The 24600-nt window shown below is 43.7% G+C and carries 22 protein-coding genes; 16 read left to right on the top strand and 6 right to left on the bottom strand.

The window, feature by feature from the left end:
* Nucleotides 1-219 precede the first annotated feature (219 nt).
* Nucleotides 220-1611 (top strand): UDP-glucose/GDP-mannose dehydrogenase family protein, encoded by a 1392-nt coding sequence (locus ACS8FB_RS09425; RefSeq protein WP_439262412.1) that lies wholly within the window; start codon nucleotides 220-222, stop codon nucleotides 1609-1611.
* A 120-nt stretch (nucleotides 1612-1731) separates the two neighbouring features.
* On the opposite strand, the gene ACS8FB_RS09420 is transcribed toward ACS8FB_RS09425, so the two are convergent.
* Entirely contained in the window at nucleotides 1732-3213 is a 1482-nt protein-coding gene (locus ACS8FB_RS09420) for a phosphohexomutase domain-containing protein (protein ID WP_439262410.1), read from the bottom strand.
* Nucleotides 3214-3513: 300 nt separating this feature from the next.
* On the opposite strand from ACS8FB_RS09420, the gene mazG reads away from it, so the two are divergent.
* The 10 genes from mazG (at nucleotide 3514) to ACS8FB_RS09370 (ending at nucleotide 13856) form a co-directional block, all read left to right on the top strand.
* The gene (mazG, locus tag ACS8FB_RS09415; protein ID WP_439262409.1) at nucleotides 3514-4410 is read left to right on the top strand and encodes a nucleoside triphosphate pyrophosphohydrolase; all 897 of its coding nucleotides are present in this window, start codon (nucleotides 3514-3516) and stop codon (nucleotides 4408-4410) included.
* Complete coding sequence (locus tag ACS8FB_RS09410; RefSeq protein WP_439262407.1) at nucleotides 4407-4781, top strand: ComEA family DNA-binding protein; 375 nt, start codon at nucleotides 4407-4409, stop codon at nucleotides 4779-4781. The genes mazG and ACS8FB_RS09410 overlap by 4 nt, the downstream gene beginning before the upstream one ends.
* A 166-nt stretch (nucleotides 4782-4947) precedes the next feature.
* Nucleotides 4948-7194 carry a polynucleotide adenylyltransferase PcnB gene (gene pcnB / locus ACS8FB_RS09405; RefSeq protein WP_439262405.1) on the top strand — a complete coding sequence of 749 codons (2247 nt, stop codon included), beginning with the start codon at nucleotides 4948-4950 and terminating at the stop codon, nucleotides 7192-7194.
* Nucleotides 7187-7708 (top strand): 2-amino-4-hydroxy-6-hydroxymethyldihydropteridine diphosphokinase, encoded by a 522-nt coding sequence (gene folK, locus ACS8FB_RS09400; RefSeq protein ID WP_439262403.1) that lies wholly within the window; start codon nucleotides 7187-7189, stop codon nucleotides 7706-7708. Before pcnB ends, folK begins: the two co-directional genes overlap by 8 nt.
* A gap of 242 nt (nucleotides 7709-7950) precedes the next feature.
* Nucleotides 7951-8751: a 3-methyl-2-oxobutanoate hydroxymethyltransferase gene (gene panB, locus ACS8FB_RS09395; protein WP_439262401.1), complete on the top strand. Its 801-nt coding sequence runs from the start codon at nucleotides 7951-7953 to the stop codon at nucleotides 8749-8751.
* 58 nt (nucleotides 8752-8809) lie between these two features.
* Nucleotides 8810-9685 carry a pantoate--beta-alanine ligase gene (gene panC, locus ACS8FB_RS09390; protein WP_439262399.1) on the top strand — a complete coding sequence of 292 codons (876 nt, stop codon included), beginning with the start codon at nucleotides 8810-8812 and terminating at the stop codon, nucleotides 9683-9685.
* 282 nt (nucleotides 9686-9967) lie between these two features.
* A complete protein-coding gene (gene rapZ / locus ACS8FB_RS09385; RefSeq protein WP_439262613.1) occupies nucleotides 9968-10927 on the top strand; it encodes an RNase adapter RapZ in 960 nt (319 codons plus the stop codon).
* A 119-nt stretch (nucleotides 10928-11046) separates the two neighbouring features.
* Nucleotides 11047-11559 carry a ribosome biogenesis factor YjgA gene (gene yjgA / locus ACS8FB_RS09380; protein WP_439262397.1) on the top strand — a complete coding sequence of 171 codons (513 nt, stop codon included), beginning with the start codon at nucleotides 11047-11049 and terminating at the stop codon, nucleotides 11557-11559.
* Between the two features lie 318 nt (nucleotides 11560-11877).
* Nucleotides 11878-12150, top strand: a complete 273-nt coding sequence (locus ACS8FB_RS09375; RefSeq protein WP_299218612.1) for a hypothetical protein — start codon at nucleotides 11878-11880, stop codon at nucleotides 12148-12150.
* Nucleotides 12151-12194: 44 nt separating this feature from the next.
* The gene (locus ACS8FB_RS09370) at nucleotides 12195-13856 is read left to right on the top strand and encodes a S8 family peptidase (RefSeq protein ID WP_439262395.1); all 1662 of its coding nucleotides are present in this window, start codon (nucleotides 12195-12197) and stop codon (nucleotides 13854-13856) included.
* Between the two features lie 176 nt (nucleotides 13857-14032).
* Here the strand turns inward: ACS8FB_RS09370 and ACS8FB_RS09365 are convergent, their stop codons facing one another.
* Nucleotides 14033-14653, bottom strand: coding sequence for a thiol:disulfide interchange protein DsbA/DsbL (locus ACS8FB_RS09365; RefSeq protein ID WP_439262393.1), 621 nt, complete (start codon nucleotides 14651-14653; stop codon nucleotides 14033-14035).
* 455 nt (nucleotides 14654-15108) lie between these two features.
* Here ACS8FB_RS09365 and ubiG point away from each other — a divergent pair, with 455 nt between their 5' ends.
* The 4 genes from ubiG to ACS8FB_RS09345 all read left to right on the top strand — a co-directional run bounded on the left by ubiG (nucleotide 15109) and on the right by ACS8FB_RS09345 (nucleotide 17923).
* Nucleotides 15109-15936, top strand: a complete 828-nt coding sequence (ubiG, locus tag ACS8FB_RS09360) for a bifunctional 2-polyprenyl-6-hydroxyphenol methylase/3-demethylubiquinol 3-O-methyltransferase UbiG (protein ID WP_439262611.1) — start codon at nucleotides 15109-15111, stop codon at nucleotides 15934-15936.
* Nucleotides 15937-15950: 14 nt separating this feature from the next.
* The gene (locus tag ACS8FB_RS09355; RefSeq protein WP_439262392.1) at nucleotides 15951-16661 is read left to right on the top strand and encodes an HAD family hydrolase; all 711 of its coding nucleotides are present in this window, start codon (nucleotides 15951-15953) and stop codon (nucleotides 16659-16661) included.
* A 103-nt stretch (nucleotides 16662-16764) separates the two neighbouring features.
* Nucleotides 16765-17553 (top strand): YciK family oxidoreductase, encoded by a 789-nt coding sequence (locus tag ACS8FB_RS09350; protein ID WP_439262390.1) that lies wholly within the window; start codon nucleotides 16765-16767, stop codon nucleotides 17551-17553.
* A 103-nt stretch (nucleotides 17554-17656) separates the two neighbouring features.
* Entirely contained in the window at nucleotides 17657-17923 is a 267-nt protein-coding gene (locus ACS8FB_RS09345) for a DksA/TraR family C4-type zinc finger protein (protein WP_299218605.1), read from the top strand.
* A 51-nt stretch (nucleotides 17924-17974) separates the two neighbouring features.
* Here ACS8FB_RS09345 and ACS8FB_RS09340 read toward each other — a convergent pair whose 3' ends face one another.
* Both ACS8FB_RS09340 and ompR read right to left on the bottom strand, forming a co-directional pair.
* Nucleotides 17975-18673, bottom strand: a complete 699-nt coding sequence (locus ACS8FB_RS09340; protein ID WP_439262388.1) for an exopolysaccharide biosynthesis protein — start codon at nucleotides 18671-18673, stop codon at nucleotides 17975-17977.
* 23 nt (nucleotides 18674-18696) lie between these two features.
* Nucleotides 18697-19458 (bottom strand): osmolarity response regulator transcription factor OmpR, encoded by a 762-nt coding sequence (ompR, locus tag ACS8FB_RS09335; RefSeq protein ID WP_439262386.1) that lies wholly within the window; start codon nucleotides 19456-19458, stop codon nucleotides 18697-18699.
* Between the two features lie 570 nt (nucleotides 19459-20028).
* Between ompR and ACS8FB_RS09330 the strand changes: the two genes are divergently transcribed.
* Nucleotides 20029-22545: a Tex family protein gene (locus tag ACS8FB_RS09330; protein ID WP_439262384.1), complete on the top strand. Its 2517-nt coding sequence runs from the start codon at nucleotides 20029-20031 to the stop codon at nucleotides 22543-22545.
* A gap of 129 nt (nucleotides 22546-22674) precedes the next feature.
* Here the strand turns inward: ACS8FB_RS09330 and ACS8FB_RS09325 are convergent, their stop codons facing one another.
* A complete protein-coding gene (locus tag ACS8FB_RS09325; protein ID WP_439262382.1) occupies nucleotides 22675-23277 on the bottom strand; it encodes a hypothetical protein in 603 nt (200 codons plus the stop codon).
* Between the two features lie 418 nt (nucleotides 23278-23695).
* Entirely contained in the window at nucleotides 23696-24511 is an 816-nt protein-coding gene (locus tag ACS8FB_RS09320; RefSeq protein WP_439262380.1) for a hypothetical protein, read from the bottom strand.
* Nucleotides 24512-24600: the final 89 nt, after the last annotated feature.

Here is a 24600-nt window from a genome sequence, read left to right as displayed (position 1 = left end):
AAATCTTGCAAAAGCAAAATGCTGGGTTAAAAACCCAGCCTACTACACAAAAATCTCGCCTACGCTAGCAGTATTGTTTGTAAAGCAAGCCGATCGTATAGTCGAAGTAGTCCAAAATGAGTAATAGGCAACCGAGCGCAGATAGTACACTAGTACAGCAAGCGAGGTTAACACCGTACCCGTTTATAATTGCTTTGACTATATTTAAAAGGATATAAGATGCCTGTTAATCTAAGCCATGCCGATAGTATTAATAATAAATCAAAAGTTTGCGTTATCGTTGGTCACGGTATCGAGGCCATTACCAGTGCCGTAGTGCTAGCAAGCTTAGGTCAGACTGTACACTTATATGCAGACGCTAAGATGCTAGAGCAGCAGTTGCAGCAATATGGCTTTGAGCGGCATTTGCAAGCATTATGGCAGATGTATGACCAGCAAGAGCAGATTATCAGTCAAGCGTTACCAAATAGTGCTGATAAGCTGTTGCAAATCTATGAAATAACAGGTGAAACATCTCATTATAATGATAATAATAATGATGATAGAGACCGCGAACAAAGCTCAGAAGTGGCGCTTTATTGGTTATTTCTGGACAGCATAAAGTCAGTATGGTTGGAGGAGAGCTGGATTACCGCTTTCAATCATAGCCATCAGCAGACGTTGCCTGTGATTATAAGTAGTATTGAGCAATTAGGGCATATCTCAGCGCTTGCCCAGCGCTTGCAACGTGCATGGGTATATTACATACCCTTTGTGTTTTTACAAGATGGCGCCGCGTACAGCTCGATGTTGACACCGTCACTATGGCTGCTTGGCGAAAAGACAGCGAACAGTAGCCGCCAGCATCTAAGTGCGCTGCAGCCTTTAACGCAACAAGCTCGTGTCAGTCATAGTGCTGATATTGCAACGATAGAGTTTGCCCGCAGTAGCATCATGAGTATGCTTGCGACGCGAGTAAGCTTTATGAATGAGATGTCGCGCCTTGCTGATAGTCACGATGTCGATATCCAGCAAGTCAGTCACATCATGGGATTAGATGAGCGCGTTGGGAGTAGCTATTTGCAAGCGGGCTGGGGCTTTGGTGGTAATACGCTACCGACGGAGCTGTTACAGCTACAGCAATCAGGGCAGGCGAGCCGCGTAGACATGCCGATGCTACAGTCAGTGATCGATATCAATGAAGACCAAAAAGAGCTGATATTTCGTAAGTTCTGGCAATATTTTGATGGTTTTATTGATAATAAGACGGTAATGATTTGGGGCGGCAGTTATAAGTCAGGATCAGGGCGTACCGTAGGGTCTGCAATCCATCCCCTGTTAGCGCTGCTATGGTCTTATAATATTCAGACGTTGGTCTATAGTGAGAAAGCGCAGACTGAGCTACAGGCGCTATATGGTCAGCAGCCTTTATTAGAGTTGGTTAACGATGCTTATGCGCCATTGGTTGATACACAAGCGTTATTTATCATGAGCTGGCCTTTAGATAGCGACTTGGATGTGAACCAAATTAATAAGACGGCGCAACCTATTTTTGATGCGCAAAATGCCCTAACCTGCATGCAAATTGAGCGTTTGGTAGGTGGTTACATGGGTATTGGTCGTGCTAAGTGACGTGCTTTATTAAACAACTTTATTAAACAGTTTTATTAAACAACAAAAAGCGCCTGTTAATATCTATGTTAACAGGCGCCTATTTTTTTATAAGTTCATACCTTTTCCGCAAAAAAAATTTTAAGCCAAAACAGCACCTTGTGCTTCAAGCCATTCCTTTATGCCTCGTATCTTATCGGCTAATAACTGCTCATCACCACGAGTTTCGATATTAAGCCTGATCAGCGGCTCGGTATTCGATGCGCGTAAATTAAAACGCCACTCGCCAAAGTTCAGACTTAAGCCATCAAGCATCGATTTGGCTGGGCTCTCAACGCTAAACTTATCCTCGATAGCGCTGATGATAGTTGGTGCATCATTTGTGGTGAGATGAAAGTTTAGCTCACCTGAACTAGGATAAGCTTTAATATAGCCAGTGACCAACTCAGATAGCGTCTTACCAGTAATGGATAATAGCTCGATAGTTAATAGCCATGGAATCATCCCGCTGTCGCAATAGAAAAAGTCGCGGAAATAGTGATGAGCAGACATCTCACCGCCATAGACTGCTCCCGACTCGCGCATGACTTGCTTGATAAATGAGTGCCCAGACTTACTAATGACTGCTTTGCCATTATGTTCTTCGATGACTGCTTCGGTATTGTAAATTACTCGTGGATCATAGACGATGGATTCATTTGGGTATTTATTTAAAAACGCTTGTGCAAGCATCCCTACCACATAGCTACCATCAATAAATTCGCCGCTTTCATCGAATAAAAAACAGCGGTCGAAATCTCCGTCAAAGGCAATGCCCAAATCGGCTTTATTTTCCAATACTGCTTGCTGGGTAGAGACTCTATTGGCTTCAATCATAGGATTGGGAATGCCATTGGGGAAGCTTCCATCAGGGGTATGATGCAGTTTAATCACTTCAATGGGTGCGCCCGCTTGTGCAAGCTTGTCAATTAATAAATCAACGACTGGGCCTGCACTACCATTACCTGAGTTAATAACCAGTTTAAGCGGTGTGAGCTTATCAGTATCTATAAAGCTCATGACGTGGTTAACATAAGCACTTTTATCGTCTAATAATTGCAGTTTTCCTAGAGTATTAGTAGCGGCAAACTGCCCTGATTCTGCCAATGCTTGAATCTCTGCTAAGCCATCATCGGCGCTAATGGGTTTTGAATGCTCTTTTACCAATTTTAAGCCATTATAATTAATAGGATTATGACTGGCAGTGACTTCGATACCGCCTAACGCCTGATAGTGACTGGTGGCAAAATACACTTCTTCTGTACCGCTCATGCCCAAATCAATGACATCAACACCCGAGTCAATAATACCTTTAAGGGTCGCCTGTTTTAATTGCTCGCTTGAATGGCGAATATCACTACCGATAACGACGGCAGGTTTTAAGTTTTTTAGTTCAGTTGAGCTATCAGCGGCGCTATAACGCTGATATAAAATCTGCGCAAAGGCACGCCCGATACGGTAAGCGATATCTTCATCAAGATTGACCCCAAGCTCACCGCGAATATCATAAGCTTTAAATGAGCTAATCGTAATAGGATGAAATTCAGTTGCTAGATTGTAGCTAGTGGTCGCAGAAGTAGACATAATGACAAGATTCCTTGCGCTAAAGCGGTGGTAAAATAATGAAGTAGATAGCACAATTATAAGCTAATAAGCATTCAATGCTACACTAATGACAAAATCGTTATGAAGTTAAGGCGATTATATTCAATAATAACTAAAAGTTGTAGGCTGGGTTTTTAACCCAGCATTGTAATTTTGCAAAATCTCAAATCTGGGTTAAAAACCCAGCCTACGCTAACTACGCTAACAAATTTAATGGGTTGAGCCATTAGATAATGAGTAGTAAATATAAGCAATAATAAAAAGATAAGAGTATCTGTTATGAGCCATCAAGACATAAAACCCCAAGACAGTTTAGATAAGAATCTTCAAGTTCTGCCTCTCAAACCTGTGCAAGGCACTCCAGAAGCGAGTGGGCAACTTGATGACTTGTTAGCACTGATGGCGCGGCTACGCGCTGACTGTCCGTGGGATAAAAAACAAAGCAATCATAGCCTCATTCCCTATGCCATTGAAGAAGCCTATGAGTTAGGCGAGGCGGTACAAAGCGATGACGATGAAGATATCAAAGGTGAGCTTGGTGATGTGCTGCTACAAGTTGTCTTTCATTGTCAGATGTATGCTGAGCAAGGGCGTTTCGATATGTGCGATGTTATTACCACTCTACAAGAGAAGCTGATTCGCCGTCATCCGCACGTATTTGAGGCCGAAACCCTAACAGACGAAGCGGCGGTTAAAGCGCGCTGGGACGAAATTAAAGCGGAGGAGCAGCAAGCACGAGAGGCACGGGGCAAATTAAAGCGTCGTTTAGATAAAACCAAAGCGGGCAGTGCTTTGATGCAAGCGCAAGATGTACAAAAGCAGGCATCAAAATTAGGCTTTGATTGGGAAGGCGTAGCAGGAGCTTTTGAGAAACTTGAAGAAGAAGTTAGTGAGTTAAAGTTTGAGCTGACAGAGAAATCCAAATTTGAAATCCAAGCTAATACTAGAGAGATTGAAAAAGAGCTGGGCGATTGCATGTTTGCGCTGGTCAACGTCGCGCGCAAATTAAACCTTGACGCTGAGACAGCGACCCTTACTTGCGTGCATAAATTTAAGTCGCGTTTTGGTTATATTGAAGAACAACTGGCTGCTGCTGGCAAGCGTGTCGAGAACAGCGACATAACAGAGATGGATGCTCTATGGGACGCGGCGAAACGACATGAAAGATCGTCATGAATGCTGATCATAAAGCCTTGCTCATCAATTTAGTAATGATCGCTGCATTAGGCTTTGCTTTGTTTATTATGATGTCGAATAGTGCAAATGCAGCGCCTTGTTTTGATAACCCACAAAGCGCTTATAAGTACCTTTTAGCGCAGGAAAATGCTAAAACACAAGCGCGCGATCAAGCGACAGTGAATATCAATCGTGCCTTTGAGGGTGAGCTGGTTTCACTAAACGGTATCGGTAGTAGTAAAGCCCAAGCGATTATTTTATATCGTGACATGTTTGGCGATTTTAAAAGCGTTGATGAGCTAGCAAAGGTCAAAGGTATCGGCGCAAAAACGGTTGAGAAAAATAGAGGACGGCTAAGCGTACAAGATTAATAGGGTTATTTGGCATTAATTAACCCTAATATTGACAAAATTGCACGTAACTAAATGTCATAACGCACCCAGCACGTGCAAAATTTGTTAAACTAGTGAGTACATCCGCCTGATAAACGCTGTGTTGGTCAGGGGTGGTTAAAGAATACCGGCGAGGAGTAGATGCATGGCCGAGCGTGCCGCCAAGCAATTAGAGCTAAATAAATCTGAATTACCCAATTCCATTACTGAAGTGATCGCGACATTGACCCGAGCTGGGTTCGATGCTTATATCGTTGGTGGCGGCGTGCGCGATACCTTGCTAGGTCTGCGCCCAAAGGACTTTGATGCGGTCACCGATGCCAAACCGCATGAGATCAAAGACGTTTTTGGTAAGCGTTGTCGCATTATCGGTCGCCGCTTTCAGTTGGCGCATGTGTACTCCGGGCGCGAGTTGATTGAAGTGGCTACTTTTCGCGGGCCACCAACGAGTGACGCCAATACCAATCAGGATGGTATGATCTTGCGTGACAATGTCTGGGGCGATATCAAACAAGACTTCTCTCGTCGTGATTTTTCTATTAATGCACTTTATTATCAGCCACTCAAAGGTGTGGTTCATGATTTTTGCGGGGCGCTTGAAGACATTGATAATAAAATCATTCGCCTATTAGGTCATGCACCCGTTCGTATCGAAGAAGATCCAGTAAGATTGTTACGGGCGCTGCGTTTTAAAGCCAAATTGGGCTTTGAGTTTGACGAAGAGTTGTCTCAGCAGTTTCACGATGATAATTGGGCATTGCTTGAGCAAATATCGCCGCATCGCCTTTATGATGAAACCCAGAAGATGTTTACTGGCGGCTATTTAGTACCATTGTTGCCGCTATTGTTTGAATCGGGTGCGATTGACAGCTTGGTTATCTATCCGCCATCTGAGCCAAGCGCTTTAGTCAAACAAGTCGCCATCAATACGGATAAACGCATTGCCGCGGGCAAAAGCATCAATCCCGCATTTTTCTATGCAGCTCTATTATGGGAAAACTACTTACATCAGCTAGAAAAAGCCAAAAAGCGTAACATGCCTTTTGCAGAAGCACAGATGTATGCGGCTGGTAAGGTTATTGATCGCCAACGTATTAAGACTGCGATTCCAAAGTTTGCTGAGCAATTTATCCGTGATATTTGGATATTGCAGCCAAAGCTTGCTGCTCCGCGCAACAAGCAAATCGTTCAGCTTTCTGAACATCCACGCTTTCGTGCTGGTTTTGACTTTTTGTTATTGCGTGAGCAGTGCGGGGATGCTGAGCATCCATTATCAGAGTCGACCAATGGTATGGGCGACTGGTGGCAGACTTATCAGACTCTATCTGAGCGTCAGCAGCAGCAAGCGATCGATGACTTTGATGAAAGTATTCGCCGCGGCGCTTACAAAAAATCTCAGCGTGGTCGCGGGCGCAATCGTCAAAAGTCAGCAGCAGATACCGCTGACAAATGGACGTCCAATCAAAAAAGCGTGTCGGACAGCAAGACTAATGGTAAAGCCAGTAGCAGTGCCGAAAACCGTAATAGTGACCAGACAATGGTAAATGATTCATCAACTATTCCAGCACGTCGCCGCCGTGCGACAAGTCAGTCTGCTAAAGCTACGCAGTCTGATAGCCATAAAGGTAAAACTGATGTTACGCAGCCATTAAAGCAAGCCACTGATGAGCTTGCTCAGTTACAAAAACTGTCTCTGGCTAATAGTAATAAGCAAACCTTGGATAAACAGCAAAGCACTCAACCTGCGCCGTTGTTTGTCATCGAACACCAAAGCGTCGTACCGCCATTACAAAAGCAGCTATCAGGTAGTGATAAGCCTAAGTCAAATGGCGATAAGGCTAAGCATCATCAACAGCCTGAGCAAAAAAAGACCGTCACCAAAAATGTATCGGTCAATAAAGAAGCGCATCAACCGATGCAAAAAGAAGTCAAACCATCGTCATCTACTACAAAAGAAAAGACCACCCAAACGATAGCAAGAACACCTGCGCTCGTCAGTATGAATAACGAGCCAATACCGCATAAGCGTCGACGCCGTACGCCCAGTGTTGCTAGTAGTGCTAGTAATGAGCCTGCATCAAAAACTGCTACCAAGTACGCCAAAAAAGCGCCTAAGCCAGCAACTCAGTCTAATGGAAAAGCTAATACTAAAGTTGAGAAAACGGTAGAGCATGCCGAAGCTACGGCAGGAAACAAGTCAGAAAACAAGGCAAGTACTAATAAAGCAACTACGCCTGCGAAAGCGAGAAAACCAGCTAAAACTGCAGAAGCAAAGTCTGATAAAACCAGTCAAGCTGCTAACGGCAAGGTTAATTCTGGTAAAGTGATTGATAATAAAGGGCCTGTCCCATCGAAGCGTCGCCGCCGTCAGCCTAGTACCGATAATGTCTAATATGAATAACGATACGGGCAACGCCCATTGGGTAACTTCCTATGTAGGCTTGGGTGGCAATCTGGCTAATGAATTAGGTTCACCTATAGAGCATTTACATCAAGCACTTGCAGTGATGCGAGAGCATGAGCAAGTACGTGACGTTCGTGTTTCTTCATTCTACGCCTCAGCGCCGATGGGACCACAAGATCAGCCCGACTTTGTCAATGCAGTGGCGGGTTTTGAGACGATGTTGACCCCTTTTGCGTTGCTTGCATTTTGCCAGCAGCTAGAAGAGCAAGCTAAGCGTGCACGCATACGACGTTGGGGTGAACGTAGCCTTGATGTCGATATTTTATTATATGGTGAAGCGCAAATTGCAGAGCCGCAATTAACCATACCGCATGCTGGACTGCTTGAACGTAATTTTGTCTTAATACCGCTACGAGAGCTAGCTCCAGAGCTAGTAGTTGCCGGCAAGTCGATAGATGTTTATCCACAAAGTAAAGATTGGACAGATTTAAAGCTACTATAGTTAATTTATTATTGAATTGAATCAACTATAAAGTAAATATAGCGCTATTGGGATAAATTTTGCGCAGCCTCTGTCTGCGTAGGCACAGCAAGTAAGGAAAAATTATCCCAATAGCGCATCACAATTTTTGTGCTTTTTTTGTTTAGGATGACTATATATTAAGAAATTGCTAAGTTTTTTGATCACAAGCAGAATAACAATTACTAATAAGTTAAAAGCATTGCAGATTAATCGAGGGTCATATGACGACGTTATCTACGTTAAATAAGTTTAAAAAAGACGGTACCAAGTTCACGTGTCTGACGTGTTATGACTCAATGTTTGCACGCATGATGGATAAGGTGCAGATTGATACTATCTTAATAGGAGATAGTTTGGGTATGGTCATCCAAGGTCACGACTCAACACTGCCAGTTACCGTCGACGATATGGTATATCATACGGCTAATGTCGCGCGGAGTAACAATAGCGCCCTGATATTGGCTGACTTGCCATTTATGAGCTATGTAACGCTGCCAGACGCAGTAGCCAATAGTCGCAGACTTATGCAAGCTGGGGCACATGTTATTAAGATTGAAGGTGGCGATGAGCTTTGTGAGTTGGTCGCCACATTAGCGCAAGCAGGTACGCCCACTTGTGTCCATCTTGGTTTGACCCCGCAATCAGTCAATGTTTTTGGTGGCTACAAAATCCAAGGTCGCGGTGATGTAGCAGCCGATAAACTGTTGTCTGATGCCAAAGCAGTCGTCGCTGCAGGTGCAGCGCTACTTGTACTAGAGTGTGTTCCCGCTGAGCTTGCCAAAGCAGTCACCCAAGCGGTTGCAGTGCCGGTGATCGGAATCGGTGCAGGCGCAGATACAGACGGTCAGGTATTGGTCATGCATGACATGCTAGGTATGGCACATGGCCGTGTGCCGCGTTTTGTGCATGACTTTTTGACTGATGAGCGCAATACGGCGCATAGTATTGAAGGCGCTTTTGCGCTTTATCAGCAGTCAGTACGCGAAAGCAGTTTTCCAGCAGAGCAGCACCAGTTTAGTTAAGGTATGCTCCAGCTTTTTACGCTCATCTTTTTATGTTTATAAAGAAGAATATTTAATAATGCCAATCATTTACCATCATATCTCAGCGATGCGTACTGCTTTACAGACCCATCGCGGGCAGCAGCGCATTGCTTTAGTGCCAACGATGGGCAATTTGCATAAAGGTCATCTTGAGCTAGTAACGCTTGCTAAACAGCACGCTGATATTGTAATCGTGAGTATCTTTGTCAATCCTACTCAGTTTGGGGAAGGAGAGGATTTTGACAGTTATCCACGCACACTTGATAGTGACGTTGCCAAGCTGACATCAGTCGATGCTGATTATATCTTTGCGCCGAGTACTGATGAGATGTATCCCGTATTGCCGCCTCCGACCTGTGTGCTTGCGGGTGCTATTGCCAATCAATTGTGTGGTCAGTCGCGTCCTGGTCACTTCGATGGTGTTGGGATTGTGGTATCTAAACTGTTTAATATTATCCAACCCGATTTGGCAGTATTTGGACAAAAAGACTATCAACAGTTGGCAATTATTAAGCAATTGGTACGTGACTTAAGTTATCCGATCGAAATCATAGGCGCGCCCATTATCCGTGCTGATGATGGTTTGGCGTTGTCCTCGCGCAATCAGTATTTAACTAGCGCTGAGCGTCACATTGCGTCGGTACTACATCAAGCGCTTCAACGTTTGGCTCAGCAGCTAGCAACTGGCAAGCTAAGTCAACAAAGGATGCAAGCATTATTGGCAGAGACACGCATGTACCTTACTGATGCTGGATTCACGATTGATTATCTAGAGATAAAAACGGATCAGCTAGTCTCAATAACTACTGCTGAAGGCTCCGAGATAGTTGAAAAACGGTTTATTATTTTAGTTGCCGCTTGGTTGGGAAGAGCCCGTCTATTAGATAACGAGTTTGTCACTATTAATGAGTAGTTTTAATGATGGATTCACAACGTGTGGTAATACCAAAAAGACAGAAAACGCTTAACATGCTCGTAGACAAAGTAGACGATAAGATATGGTCAATTCGCTATAAAAACAATACAGCGAGACTGGTATAAATTTTTTGCAGCCTCTGTCAGCGTAGACACAGCAAGCAAGAAAAATTTATACCAGTTACGCATCATGTTACAACGTATCGATTTTATTTGGTATCGACTATACAACGTATGCATCAGTGATTGAACAAACTAGGATGGTGGGATCATGGAAGCAATAGGGACAAATCAAGACAACAAAGTAACGTCAGGACCAGTAGTAACAGACAAGTCGCAAGATGACAGCGTCAGTATTCTGGTGGTGTCAGGTCGTTCAGGGTCGGGTAAGACCTCGGTATTAAATATTTTAGAAGATTTGGGCTATTATTCTATCGACAATTTACCCCTGTCTTTGGTACCAAGTGCCGTCGATAAATTAGTTGGTGAGAGCAGTATTCGCCGTATTGCCCTTGGTGTCGATATCCGCACTCCACGCGCAGATTTAAGCAATTTTGCCTCTATTCATAAGATGCTTAAGCAAACCTATGGCGAACAGACGGTCAAAGTAATCTACGTGACCGCGCAGGACACTATTTTAGTGGCACGCTTTAACGCCACTCGCCGCGTACATCCTCTAATGGCACAAGAGTATGAAAGCTCTACTTATCCGACATACAATCTGCCTGCTGCTATCAAAAAAGAAGAAGAGTTACTAGAGCCTATTGCCAGCTATGCTGATATAAAGATTGATACGAGTAAATTAAACATTCATCAGCTAAAAGAGCGTCTGCGAGATCATATTGGTGCAGACAATAAGATTGTGATCAATCTGCTATCTTTTGGCTTTAAATATGGCAGTCCTATCGATGCCGATTTTATATTTGATGTGAGAATTTTACCAAACCCGCATTGGAACCCTGAGCTGCGTACCGCAACTGGTCTTGATCCAGAGGTTGATGAGTTCTTCGCTGATTATCCAGAGGTCGCCGAGATGACTGACGATATTGCAAAATTTTTAGATCGTTGGCTGCCAGATTTTTTACATAACAATCGCCATACGGTGACAGTTGCTATTGGCTGTACGGGCGGCAAGCATCGGTCTGTTTTTATCACCGATAAGCTGCAACGTTATCTTGCAAAGAGTCTACCTCAAGGTTTGGTAGTGGCCGCCAAGCATCGTGAAAAGCGCCGTTGGTAGCTTTATCGCCGCTGTTCTATTAGTAGATAGGCGATATATATGATGTAGTATAAAAATTTCGCTGGTGCAAATGGTTGCCAGCCATCTCTCATTTTTATTTATTATTTTGGAAAGCTTGTATGATTGATTGGTCAGAACAGGACATGCGCGTCTCGCGTACTGAACTTAAAAAAGCTCATGAACGCTTGCAAGAATTATCAATACCGCTTGCTAGCTTATCGAAAAAGCAACTCAAAAACCTACCAGCTAGTGACTACTTTATGGCTGAATTGATGGCATTGGCAGATATTAGCAGTGCAAATGCCCGCAATCGCCAGACCAAACGTGTTGGTAAACTCATTAGCGAAGAAAACCGCCATGAACTGGTAAAAGCATTGTTTGATGCTTTTTTTCCTAATGAGCAGATTGCTAAAATTGAAAGCTGGCGGGGTAGGCTTAATATTAACGACGAAGGTACGCTCAAGCAGTTTGTAAAACAGTACAAAGCCTCAGAGCGCAACAGCTTATATCAACTACTGCTTTGGATTGAGTACGCCAAACACATGCAAGATGACGAGCTACTAGTAGAGTCAGAACAAGATCTGGCCAGTTACATCCGAGAAGTTGCGATTTTAACGCAGCTAAAATATTAAATATCTAATCATAAGATATAAAAGCCGACTAAGTTTAGTCGGCTTTTTGCTATATATCGTTTATATAAAATGAATTTTATAAAGGAAAAATATTAAACCGTACGTTTTATGTCGGACAATTTAAGAACTATTATCGGCGTTGCTAAAAACATATTTATTGTAGGTTAATGAGTTGTTTACAAGTCATATCTCGCCTTATGGTATTTTCTATGCTATCTATATGATATTAAGGTGTATTTATTTTTTGGATAAGTACAGTTACGTTAACATCGTTTCTTTTATTAATCGTTCCTTATACATCAGGTAGGAGTATTATCATTGGCTGAACCTATAATAGTAACTGTGATTTTGAATCCAGTACCGGATCCATCTTTTGATGAGCCAATGTATCACGCCTTTGTGATGCTAAAAGAATGGGCCGCTGATCACAACGTAACCGTACAACCTCCTATAGACACTGATGCGGAAGCTTTACGGTATGCAGCTTTGCTGGTTCCTGATAAGGAACAGGTAAATACATTGATTGTCGAGCTTTTAGAGCTAACGTTCGTTGATACCTGCTATAAAAAGCCAACTGACGTTCCTCCCTAAGTAGTCCTTGCTAAGCAATTTTTGTCTTAATAGGAGTGATAATTATGATAAATAGTTCAGGAAAAAAAGCGCTTGCAGCCCCACGTGAGACGATTGTTATTATGCAGCCTGATGTGGGACTGCGTGCCTCCGATGGGCGTCTTGAGACCACCACAGCAGAACCAGTATCTGATATAAAAAAAGTATTAGATACATATCAAGCTAATATGGTTCCTATGTTTGGCAGTACAGAGGAGAGAGTTGAGCAACAGATGATGGCCGAGTCTGCTGAAGGCGTGGCAGATATACCGATGCCGAATCTGTGTCGATTTTATAAGCTGGAAGTGGATCAAGAAAGGGCGCAAGAAGCTGCTGAGGCAATGGCCAGTTTGAGCCGAGTTGAAGCCTCTTATGTAAAACCTGGTGCTGAACCTCCTGTGATGCTAGATGAACAAAATGCCGCTATACAGGATGAAGTACCTGCTCTTGTGACCCCAGACTTTGTGTCGCACCAACTTTATTTAGAACCCAGCCCTGTAGGGGTGAATGCCCAATGGGCGCACGCACGTGAAGGTGGCCGAGGACAGAATGTTCGCATCATTGATATTGAAGGAGCATGGCGCTTCACTCACGAAGACTTACGCCAACTCCAAGGCGGCGTAGTTGGTGGCACTCAATCACCAGATCTTGGCTGGCGCAATCACGGTACGGCAGTGTTAGGCATATATTCTGGTGATCACAATCGATTTGGGGTATCTGGCATCAGTGATCAGGCTATGGCATCAGCAGTGTCAATCTTTGGTAGTATGGGATCGGCAGCTGCGATCCGCAGTGCAACAGCGCGGTTACGAAGCGGTGACGTGTTGTTGCTAGAGCTTCATCGTCCAGGGCCACGCTATGACTTTCAAGCTCGAGAAGATCAAAAAGGATATATTGCCATTGAGTGGTGGGAGGATGACTATGCTGCTATTTTAGCGGCAACTCGTCGTGGCATCATCGTGGTCGAAGCGGCTGGCAATGGTGCTGAAAATCTGGATGATGATATCTATGAGGTGCGACCAAACAATTTTCCAAGTAGTTGGCGTAATTCTTTTCGCCGATCAAATCGAGATTCTGGCGCTATTTTCGTTGGCGCAGGAGCACCGCCGCCTGGTACTCATGGACGCGATCATGGACCAGATAGATCAAGATTGGGTTTTTCAAACTACGGCGCACTGATCGATGCACAAGGCTGGGGTCGTGAAGTGACGACGTGTGGCTATGGTGATCTACAAAGCGGTTTAGACGAGGACGTTTGGTACACAGATACTTTTTCAGGCACGTCGTCTGCATCACCTATTGTGGTTGGAGCCGTGGCCTCATTGCAAGGTATGGCGCGTGCCCGCGGTAGTGCAATCCTAACACCTACCCAAATACGCCAGTGCTTACGTGCGACAGGCGCTGAACAAACTGATGCACCTGAACGTCCACGTACACAGCGTATCGGCAATAGACCCGATATAAAAGCATTATACCAATATGCCTTTGAGGGCACTCAAGCGATGATAGAAATTGAAAAAAGCAAAGAAGAAGAGTCTATTAAAGCGTTCCAAGAGTTTGAAGCGTTCAAAGCGTTTGAAAGGTTTGAACGCTTCAAACAATTCAGAGCGTTTGAGGAATTCAAAGCGTTCAAAGAAAAAGATCGTGAAGCGTTCGATACAAACGTGGGAAAAGAGACTGACACCTGATAAGAGCTTGCTCGACACGCAGTCTAACTTTCTAGAGCTTGTACCGTTACAAGCTTATCCATAAACAAGCTCTTTTTTCGTAAACTTAATTCTTTAAGACAAAACAACTAAACATAAAAAAGCCAATCGTTAACGATTGGCTTTTTTATTGTCAATAGTAATTGGTGCTCACTAAACTATTTTTTTTCAGCGCGAACTTTATCTACCAAATAATCGACTACTTTAGGAACGGTTGCACCTTCACCCGTTACCACATATTTGCCTTGCACAACTACTGCTGGTACACCAGAGAGTTGATAGCGCTTAGCACCCGCTTGTGAGCGGCCGATTTTGGTGCCTACTGCAAATGAGTTATATAAGCTATTAAACTTCTTTTGATCAACCCCTTTTGTGGCGTACCATTTGCTTAGTGAAGCTTGATCAAACAGCTGCTTGCCGTCTTTGTGGACAGCGTCAAACAAAGCGTCGTGGGTTTTATTTTCATAACCCAATAGCTGAGCGGCATAAAAACCGCGCGCACTGGCTTCCCAAACTGGGTTTAGCGCAGCTGGCGTCTTAAAGAAAGCCACGTCTTTGTCTTTGGTCTTAGCCCATTTTTCCATATGCGGATTAAGGACGTTACAATGAGGGCAACCATACCAAAAGAATTCGCGTACGATAATAGCATCACCGCTGATTTTCTCTGGGTTATCTAGGACACGGTAGTCCTTTCCTGCGACATAATCGGCTGCTTGTGCGCCCATATTGGCGATTCCAATGGCAATAGCCAGACCAGTCAATGTGATGACACGTTTCATACGTCTTCCTTTGGGAATAAATGTTTGAATTTTTAATGACGATGTTTGCTGAGAAAGCGCGAGGCGCAAGCTGCTTATCATAACGTAAAATAGGGCTGTTTGTGAACCGGATTCTTAATCTACCGTTGTAAAGCTGTTAGACATTATTTATGCAACCTTACCTATAAACAAATTAAACAGTTGTTTTTGACCTGTCAATCCATGATTGAGAGACATATTTCACTTGGCATAAGTTAACAATACCCCTCATAATCGGTCACGATGTCCTTACGCAAAATGCGCGCGCTCATGCTACCATAAAGCCCATGACAGCGCGTAATAACGCACAACAGATAAGTAATGCATAATAGATAAGTAATGACACTAAAGGAAACCTCATGAGCTCAGCCATTCCCCCTTCATCTAACGATCTTCAGTCAGATACGATGACAAACGACATCCCAGATAATACGGATATGACCGAAGTAGAAGCCACGCATACACAGAGGAACGCGTCTACCAATGTCGATCCAAGCGAAGTCGATAAGTTTAATAAACTTGCTAATGAATGGTGGGATAGTACGGGTGCATTTGCAACTTTGCACCATATCAATCCGCTACGTCTTAACTGGATAGAAGAAAACGTCAAAAGTGGCTATCAAAATAGCAATCAAGACGGTAATCAAAGTCATGACGCAAAGAAAACAGCTGAGATGGGTCTGAGTGGTAAAAAAGTATTGGATGTTGGCTGCGGGGGCGGCATATTAGCCGAATCGATGGCACGTCGCGGCGCTGATGTCACTGGTATCGATTTGGGTACTGAAAACTTAAAAGCGGCCAGCTTACATGCAGAGCAAAGCCATTTAGAAGACTGTTTACGTTATCAGCATGTACCCGTTGAGAGCTTAGCAGCCACTCATGCAGGTCAGTTCGATGTCGTGACCTGCATGGAGATGCTCGAGCATGTACCAGATCCTAGTGCAATTGTACAAGCATGTTATGATCTGCTGGCCCCAGGCGGTGTCTGTGTGCTCTCTACCCTCAATCGCAATCCAAAATCTTACTTGTTTGCGATCATTGGAGCAGAGTATGTATTGCGCCTGCTAGATCGTGGCACCCATGACTATGCAAAATTTATTACCCCAGCTGAGCTTGATAAAATGGTATTAAACTCAGGCTTTCGTCGTCAAGATATCATCGGGTTACATTATAATCCATTAACCAAACGCTATTGGTTGGCACAAAATGTCGATGTTAATTATATGTTGGCTGTTCAAAAGCCACTGATTGAAGATAAATTTTAATAAGAGCAGACGATATGACTCAATTTGTAAAAGCTGTTTTATTTGATTTAGACGGTACGCTCATTGATACTGCAGCAGATTTTGTACGTATTATTGGTAAGATGAGTGCCCAAAACAATTGGCAAGCCCCGCCTGAGGCCCAGATTCGTGAGCAAGTTTCTGCTGGTGCATCGGCCATGGTGCAGCTGATGCTACGTTATAATGATCAAATCGAGACGAGCGAAGACGCCTTACTGGCTTTTCGTCAGCAGTTTTTGGATGATTATGAGACAGATATTTGTGTCGATAGCTGCGTGTTCGATGAGTTGGAAACGGTATTAGTAGCGCTTGAAGAAAAAGGCGTGCCTTGGGGTATTGTAACTAATAAACCGCGTTACTTATCAGAGCAACTGCTCAAAGTAATGCAATTGGATGAGCGCTGTGCTGTTTTGGTATGTCCCGATGACGTCTCACGCAGTAAGCCGGATCCAGAGCCGATGTATATGGCCCTAGAAAAGCTTGGAATACCCCGTGGCGCTGCTGGTTGCGTGGTTTATGTAGGCGATCATATACGTGACATAGACGCTGGTAGGGCTGCTGGTATGTCGACGATTTTGGCCGCTTATGGGTATATCCCTCCTGAAGATCAAAACAACTTAAAAAGCTGGGGCGCAGACCATATTATCGATACGCCCAAGCAATTGAGCAAATTGTTATTATCCCCCAGCAAGTTTGAATATATATAATTTAAGCGTATTGGTTTGGATATTTCTGGTCAGTGATATCCAACCAGTCTGAGATATTCCAAACATAAACTTTATTATAAATAGATAAGTAGTGGACGAACCTATGAGCGACAATGTGAATCAACCTCTAAGCCATGATGATATTCGTACTTTTGAGCCGCAGGATAATTGTCTAAATGGTAAAACCATCTTAGTGACAGGGGCAGGGGATGGTATCGGACGTATCGCTGCTTTGACCTATGCGCGCTATGGCGCAACGGTACTATTACTTGGTCGTACTACCAGTAAGCTTGAAACTGTCTATGATGAGATCGAGAGCTTGGGCGGTAAACAACCTGCAATGCTACCGATGGATTTAGAGAAAGCCACTTATTCTGAAATGCAGCAATTAGAAGGCTTGATCGTCAAAGAAATCGGTCAACTTGATGGCATACTACATAATGCAGGGATATTAGGCGAGCTGACACCGCTTGAGATGTACGATGTCGATACCTTTGCCAAGGTGATGCAGGTCAACTTTACCGCCACCTTTATGCTCACTCAAGCACTATTACCGTTACTTAAAGACGCTGCTAATGGCTCTATTGTCTTTACCTCCAGTACTGTCGGTACATATCCACGCGCATTTTGGGGTGCATATGCGCTCTCAAAACAAGCTGTAGAAGGCATGAGTGATATCTTCACTCAAGAAACGCAAAATACGACTCGTTTACGCTTTAACTGTATCAATCCAGGTGGTACGCGTACCAATATGCGCGCGCATGCATTCCCTGGTGAAAACCCGATGAGTCTCAAAACACCTGAGGATATCATGGCAGGTTATGTCTGTCTGATGAGCGATGACAGCATTGGTGTACGCGGTCAAGTTGTGGCATTACAACCAAAAGATTGAAACGCATAATAACTGGCTTTATTTTCTTCAGCATTGAAAACAAGGCTGTTTAGCCCCATCTATTTGTTCTTAAAGACTTTTATTAAATAAGAAAGGATAAGTTATGGCAGGTGGCTGGTCAAGAGATGGTGCTGAGCACGAACAGATGGATGCAACTGTGAATGATGCATTAGATCGTGTCAGAAGTGCTATACCTACAGGCGATAGCGCTGAGTTTTGTGATGAGTGTGGTAACCCAATTCCACAAGCGCGGCGTATAGCTGTACCTGGTGTTCAGCATTGTGTCGGCTGTCAGACGGAGCTTGAACAAGATGCCAAAGCGGCAGAGCTATTTAATCGCCGTGGTAGTAAAGACAGTCAATTGCGCTAATAATCTTATGTTATGTTTATCATAAAAAACCAACCCGATGCGGTTGGTTTTTTATAAAAGTACTTGAGTAACTAAAAAATAAATAGTGGCCAGATTCAACAGTAAGCCAGCTAAAAACACATACCCATCTTCTGTAATCAAAGCGATGGCAAATAAAATGACAGAAGCCGCAGGTATCATAACCGCGAAAGGCATGAGCTCAAGAGGAATCATAGCAAGGGCAGCAAAAATACAAAGGGCTGCCGCTACCTTTTTTGCCTTATTAGAGGTTAGCGACTTAAGTCTGGGTTTAACGACTTTGTCGATCCACCTTGTGGCTTTTGATGCAATGTTCACACCTTTGTGCAGTTTGTCCTCATCAAAAGAGATATTATCAACAAATTGTGGTAACCAAGGTCTCTCTTTACCAAAGAGCATCTGAATACTAATCAAAATAATTATAACACCGCAAACTGTCGGCACCCCAGGGATGCCGCCTGTTGGCATGATAGCAATGAGAGCGGGGGCAAATATTAAAGATCCAAAGCCTTTAGAGTTAAGCGTATCCATGATATCGCCGATATCTACCTTGCCCGCATCTTTATCAGGGTCTAATTGCTCAAGTACAGCAGTCAGACTGTGTTCTGATGAAGAATGACTCGACTCTGAATCTTCTTTATCACGATGAGCACTTTTATGCTTATCTAGAGTAGCTGAATGGTAGTCTGTACGAACGCCAGATTTATGAGGAGAAGAGTTATCGTCTGTCATCATAGCTCCTAAGCGCTTAGCTTTTATCCGTTTTCAGCTTCAGCATCCGACTCTGACTCATCAGGAACAAAGACATAGCCCACACCCCAAACTGTTTGAATATAACGGGCCTGTGATGGGTTGTCTTCTATTAGACGGCGCAAGCGTGATACTTGAACATCGATTGAGCGCTCCATTGCGCCCCATTCACGGCCACGTGCAAGATTCATAAGCTTATCACGCGTCAATGGTTCGCGCGGATGCTGTACTAGGGCCTTTAAGACAGAAAACTCTCCTGTCGTCAATGTCACGACGTTGCCGTCACGTTTAAGTGTACGCGTCGATAAATCAAGCGTCCATGGTCCAAACTCAACCACTTCTAGCTGATAGCTTGGTGCACCTGGCAGCTCGCGGTTTTGACGACGCAATACCGCTTTTATACGTGCTAATAGCTCTTTTGGGTTAAAGGGCTTTGGCAAGTAATCATCAGCGCCTGCCTCCAAACCGGCAATACGATCCGCATCGCCACCTTTGGCGGTCAGCATGATGATTGGAATATCACCGTTGTCATCACGTAGACGTCTACAAATACTGATACCGTCTTCTCCTGGTAGCATCAAATCCAATACTACTAAAGAAAACAATTCACGCTGCATTAGTTTGTCCATTTGACTGGCATCGTGAGCCGTCCGTACTACAAAGCCATCATCTTCTAGAAAACGCTGTAATAAAGAACGTAGGCGTGCATCGTCATCGACGACTAAAATACGTTGGGTCATGCTATCGGTGCTTTTATTATCAGTCATGCAGATATCCTTTAATGAATATTGTTGTTACCAAAAACTGTTGTTACCAAAGATTGTCATTGCCAAGAGCTACTATTGTCAAAAATTATGATTGTTATTGATAATCGACACATTAGATACTAGTACCATCTTGAGGGTAGTGGTTGTTATGAGTTCATATCAATCTATTTAACAGTCAATTTATGTGGTATCCATCCCACTAAATACTTATAACACAAAATCAAAAATGCTACGGTCAAAAATTCTAAAAAAGTAATAGTAACAAAAACCGTTTTTAGAGCAAATCTGACCATTCATACCTTTATTGAAGGGTTTGAGGAAGATTGATATTTTTAATCTTATAGCTTTAGTGTATAAGATTGGACAGGCAATTGCATCATCCATAGACATAAATGCTGTATGCGTTTGTTTAACGTAGCGATTAACGCTAGTTTATATGAAAACTTAAACCATAAAGACTATTATTTGAGCGATAAAGACTATGATAAGTAATGAAGATATAAAAAGGATTTTTATTCATGCAGCTTTTGCTATAATGCCAAACTACATTTCTCAACGATTGATACGGATATGAGTAGCACTGATACCTTAACGGCGTCTCAACCCTCGACGAATTTACAGGGTCTGGATGCAACCACACACGCGAATATTCACGACAAACTTGCTCGCGCGCTTGGCATTAAGACTGCTCAAGTCAATGCGTTTGTCAAACTCTATGATGAAGGGGCAACGGTTCCATTTATTGCCCGTTATCGCAAAGAAAAGACGCAAAATCTAGACGATGCACAGCTGCGTGCTCTAGAAAAATCGCTCAATTATGAGCGCGATATGGCAACACGTCGCCTCAAAATTACTGAGCTACTGAGCACACAAGGCAATTTGACAGACGAGTTACAGACCCGTATTGATAATGCGACGTCTAAGCTTGAGCTTGAAGACATCTACTTGCCGTACCGTCCGCGTCGCCGTTCACCGGCCGCCAAGGCGCGCGCTGCTGGTCTCGATGTGGTAGCACAAGCGGTCTTGACGCAAGAGATTACCCCGATAGAGGCTTTAGCTGACTATCAAGCACCAAGCAGTCTGTCTGATGATAGCGGTAATGAGATCGAAGTTGATTTTAGCGATATCGACAAACAACTGGCTGGTGTACAAGCCATCATCGTCGATGAGTGGACACAGGCACTGAATCTACTCGATGGTTTGCGTAATGGTTTTGCAAAAACGGCCAGTATCGTCTCCACTGTTGCAAGTGATGAAAAACGCGAAGTCGGTGAAAAATTCAAAGACTATTTTGAGCATAGCGAAAGCCTTGCCCGTCTACCTAATCATCGTTTGCTTGCGATGTTACGCGGTCGTCAAGAAAACGTCTTAGGTCTCAAAATCGAAGGCGAAGATGCCCCTTTTATCGAAAAAATCATTAGTCATTTCGATGTCGATGCTAAAGCGCCTGCTGAGCGCCGTGAGTTTTTGGCACAAGCAGCAACTAGTCTGTGGAAAGATAAGTGGCGTCCGCATATTGAGCATCGTTTGTTGACTGAAAAGCGTCTGACTGCTGAGGCTGATGCAATCGATGTATTTGCCAATAATTTGCAGCACTTACTAATGTCAGCACCGGCTGGTCGTAAAGTGATTTTAGGTGTCGATCCTGGTATTCGTCATGGCGTCAAAATGGCGATTGTCGATGCCCAAGGTCATGTCATGTTAGACGGCGAAGACAAGCCTGTCGTGGCAACAGTTTATCCATTTGCGCCTGACAATAAGATGGTCGAGGCCAAAAAAGTCATTAATGAGCTACTAAGCACTTATGATGTTGATCTAGTCGCTATCGGTAACGGGACTGCTAGCCGCGAAACAGATGCGATGGTAAAAGAGATTTTGGCTGCGAATGCTGCTTTAAAAGCCAAAGCCGTCATCGTCAATGAGTCTGGCGCATCAGTCTATTCTGCAAGCGAGCTTGCCAGCGATGAGCTTGCCAACTTAGATGTATCTGTACGCGGCGCGGTATCCATCGCTCGCCGCTTACAAGATCCGCTCTCAGAGCTGGTAAAGGTTGATCCAAAAGCGATTGGTGTTGGTCAATATCAGCATGATGTGAACCAAAGTCAGTTGGCTGATAGTCTTGATAAAGTGACTCAAGATAGCGTGAATGCGGTTGGTGTTGATGTCAATACAGCAAGTCCTGCTATCTTAGCGCACATCGCAGGTTTGAATAAAAATGTCGCTCAGCAAATCGTCACTTACCGTAAAGAACATGGCGCATTTGATAGTCGTGAAGCGCTCAAAAACGTTCCGCGTTTAGGCGCTAAGACCTTTGAGCAAGCGGCAGGCTTCCTACGTATTCATGACGGTAGCAACCCGCTGGATGCCACAGGCGTGCATCCAGAAAGCTATGAGCTGGTCGACAGCTTATTGGCGCAAACAGACAAGGTATTGTCAGAGGTGCTCGGTAATGATGGTGTGCTAAATACTATCGATACCAATGCGCTCGCGGCAAATGATGACAATATCAGTGTAAAAGCCATCATTGAAGAGCTGGCAAAACCAGCACGCGATCCACGTCCTGAGTTCAAAACTGCTAGTTTCCGTGAAGACGTCAATAGCATTAAGGACTTAGAAGAAGGCATGCAGCTTGAAGGCGTCGTGACCAACGTGACCGCTTTTGGTTGTTTCGTTGATGTTGGCGTACATCAAGACGGCTTAGTACATATCTCACAGATGGCCAATGACTTCGTTGCAGATCCGATGAACCGCGTTAAACCAGGTGACATTGTTTCGGTACGCGTCATTTCTATTGATGAAAAACGTGGCCGCATTGGTTTTAGTATGAAGCCTGAGTCTGAAAAGCCAGCGCGTTCAGTAGCAAAGCCTACTTCAAGCACTGGTAATGATGACAAAGCCAGCCGCCCACGTAGCAACCGCCCAGCCGCCGATAAACGCCCATCAAAACCACGTGGCAATCGTCAAGACAAAGACAGCGCTAATAACCGCAGTAAAGCGCCTAGAGCTGATAAAGCTGAAGCGCCTAGCAAAATGGGTACACTTGGTGCACTGCTACAAGAAGCGGGTGTAACAAAAACTAAGAAATAATAGCAAGTAATTGATAAAGAGACATAAAAAGGCAGCCGTTAGGCTGCCTTTTTTATGCATACAACATATGTTTCCAGTAGTGATATATCTTTAACCAGCCATCGCTGAATTATCGTTAGTTAAACAACATTAACGTGGCATAACACGGCGATTTTCGCTAAATTCAACTTCAGCAGGCTGAGTTGCTAGTAACTCACCACGGTTATCTTTAGTTTTCTCTTGCAGCGTAACTGTTGCGTTTGCGCTGTTAGGGTCATCGTTAAGCACTTCACCTGCAATCAATGGCTGATACTCATTATTGCTATGTTGTTGGTTTAGGGCTTGAGGGGCAGCTTGCTGCTCAGAGTCGAGATTGGTCATCTCATCAGGATTGCCCATCATGTTTGGGTCGTTCATCTCGTCAGGGTTACCCATCATGTTTGGGTCGTTCATCTCATCAGGGTTACTCATCATGTTTGGGTCGTTCATCTCATCAGGGTTACCCATCATGTTTGGATCGTTCATCTCGTCAGGGTTCGTTTCAGTAATATTTACATCACTTTCTACTTCACCCGGTTGAGTAGCCAATAACTCACCATCTGGGCCTTCAATCTCAGCTTGTAAAGTATTAGGTGCAGGAGTATCGCGCATATCTGCTGGTGTAATATTGCCCTGATCCATAGGAGCAGCCATGGCGATACTTGGCATTACTAAAGCTGCGCCGATGATTAATGATAAAGTACGTTTTTGCATCAGTTAATTCCTTGAGTCACAAGTTTTATTAATCAGCTTAAAAATATGTTTAAGCTTGATCGTTATTCCTTTAGTTATCCATCTACTTAACGTCTTAAATATAACTGTTTAATATATTTAAAACGTCAACTGTAGATAGAACAAAATCATGACAACTGGGTTATAGGTTGTCATGACACATATAAGTAAAAGATTTATAAAATAGCTATAATCTCAACACGCAAAGTACCAGCTCTCATGCTGGTACTTCAGTAGTAAACTCATTAAAGGTCTAACAGATTGATGTATTCGTGTGACGATATGCAAGTGCTGTGTCTGTAAATATGTATAAATTTTGACCGATAATTTAGGATTTAATATCAATAAAATATGACACGTTATCCTTTGATGGTAAGCCAACTATACATTCTACAATGAGCTATTCGGCAGTATCTGGGTCCACAACACGTGATGATGTATCATTGTTAGGTACACGAGTAACTGGAAAAGTCTGATTGATTTCGATTTCATCAACGATTTGCTCGTCAGCTTCTTGACCAACAATCGTAGCACGCTCAGTACCATCTTCGATGGCTACTGCTGTACCTTCCGCCGTTTTGATACGTTTAATCTGGTCTTCTGGAGCATAGATGACCTCTTTCACACTATATTTAGTAGGACGAATAACGCGCTTAGTTGCAACGACGACTGGCTCTACAGTACGCGCTTCTGCCACAGCCACTTGCGCTTCAAGAGATGTCACTTCGCTTACTACAGGAGTTGGAAACTTATCACTAAAATGATTGTCGCACTGTTGCATGCTCAAACGTATAGGGTCACCACTTTTATTCATGTAGACATTAACTGGCATATCAGGGGCGATAGGCACGTATTTACCGACCAATGCACCCGAAACACCATAACGATCATCCGATTGACCGACACCCAAATCACAAGCACCTGCTGCATAATCTGACGTTTGCAAATTATTGCCGCTAACCACATTTTGAGGAATCATAACTTCGGACAAACGCATTGTTTTGACAGAAGCTTCATCAGCGCGGCGTTTTGGCTTTTGATAGGTGTAAGGGGTGTAGAATGTAGCAGAGCCGTCTTTTACCGCGGTGACACATTCTTCATAGCTGTCGTAGCCTACGTTACCATGTTCATCAGTAACCATAGCTGCATTGGCAGAATGCGCAAACATAGCTAGGCCTGACGCTAACATGGCTGTCGTTAATATATTCAATTTCATAATAGATTCCTCTCAATGACTGTTGGTTGTCGTTGTTACTCAACCGTTATTTTAAGATTTTAGTTTAAAGAACAGTTATTTGAGCGTTA

Source organism: Psychrobacter sp. 1U1 (genome assembly GCF_051847535.1).
GTDB classification, from domain to species: Bacteria; Pseudomonadota; Gammaproteobacteria; order Pseudomonadales; family Moraxellaceae; genus Psychrobacter; species Psychrobacter saeujeotis.
This window is presented reverse-complemented; position numbering and strand designations above follow the sequence as displayed.

What these genes read in the sequence shown, in the direction of transcription:
- ACS8FB_RS09425 (WP_439262412.1), top strand. Translation starts at nt 220, where the DNA reads ATGCCTGTTAATCTAAGCCATGCCGATAGTATTAATAATAAATCAAAA.
- ACS8FB_RS09420 (WP_439262410.1), bottom strand. Translation starts at nt 3,213, where the DNA reads ATGTCTACTTCTGCGACCACTAGCTACAATCTAGCAACTGAATTTCAT.
- mazG (WP_439262409.1), top strand. Translation starts at nt 3,514, where the DNA reads ATGAGCCATCAAGACATAAAACCCCAAGACAGTTTAGATAAGAATCTT.
- ACS8FB_RS09410 (WP_439262407.1), top strand. Translation starts at nt 4,407, where the DNA reads ATGAATGCTGATCATAAAGCCTTGCTCATCAATTTAGTAATGATCGCT.
- pcnB (WP_439262405.1), top strand. Translation starts at nt 4,948, where the DNA reads ATGGCCGAGCGTGCCGCCAAGCAATTAGAGCTAAATAAATCTGAATTA.
- folK (WP_439262403.1), top strand. Translation starts at nt 7,187, where the DNA reads ATGTCTAATATGAATAACGATACGGGCAACGCCCATTGGGTAACTTCC.
- panB (WP_439262401.1), top strand. Translation starts at nt 7,951, where the DNA reads ATGACGACGTTATCTACGTTAAATAAGTTTAAAAAAGACGGTACCAAG.
- panC (WP_439262399.1), top strand. Translation starts at nt 8,810, where the DNA reads ATGCCAATCATTTACCATCATATCTCAGCGATGCGTACTGCTTTACAG.
- yjgA (WP_439262397.1), top strand. Translation starts at nt 11,047, where the DNA reads ATGATTGATTGGTCAGAACAGGACATGCGCGTCTCGCGTACTGAACTT.
- ACS8FB_RS09370 (WP_439262395.1), top strand. Translation starts at nt 12,195, where the DNA reads ATGATAAATAGTTCAGGAAAAAAAGCGCTTGCAGCCCCACGTGAGACG.
- ACS8FB_RS09365 (WP_439262393.1), bottom strand. Translation starts at nt 14,653, where the DNA reads ATGAAACGTGTCATCACATTGACTGGTCTGGCTATTGCCATTGGAATC.
- ubiG (WP_439262611.1), top strand. Translation starts at nt 15,109, where the DNA reads ATGACCGAAGTAGAAGCCACGCATACACAGAGGAACGCGTCTACCAAT.
- ACS8FB_RS09355 (WP_439262392.1), top strand. Translation starts at nt 15,951, where the DNA reads ATGACTCAATTTGTAAAAGCTGTTTTATTTGATTTAGACGGTACGCTC.
- ACS8FB_RS09350 (WP_439262390.1), top strand. Translation starts at nt 16,765, where the DNA reads ATGAGCGACAATGTGAATCAACCTCTAAGCCATGATGATATTCGTACT.
- ACS8FB_RS09345 (WP_299218605.1), top strand. Translation starts at nt 17,657, where the DNA reads ATGGCAGGTGGCTGGTCAAGAGATGGTGCTGAGCACGAACAGATGGAT.
- ACS8FB_RS09340 (WP_439262388.1), bottom strand. Translation starts at nt 18,673, where the DNA reads ATGACAGACGATAACTCTTCTCCTCATAAATCTGGCGTTCGTACAGAC.
- ompR (WP_439262386.1), bottom strand. Translation starts at nt 19,458, where the DNA reads ATGACTGATAATAAAAGCACCGATAGCATGACCCAACGTATTTTAGTC.
- ACS8FB_RS09330 (WP_439262384.1), top strand. Translation starts at nt 20,029, where the DNA reads ATGAGTAGCACTGATACCTTAACGGCGTCTCAACCCTCGACGAATTTA.
- ACS8FB_RS09325 (WP_439262382.1), bottom strand. Translation starts at nt 23,277, where the DNA reads ATGCAAAAACGTACTTTATCATTAATCATCGGCGCAGCTTTAGTAATG.
- ACS8FB_RS09320 (WP_439262380.1), bottom strand. Translation starts at nt 24,511, where the DNA reads ATGAAATTGAATATATTAACGACAGCCATGTTAGCGTCAGGCCTAGCT.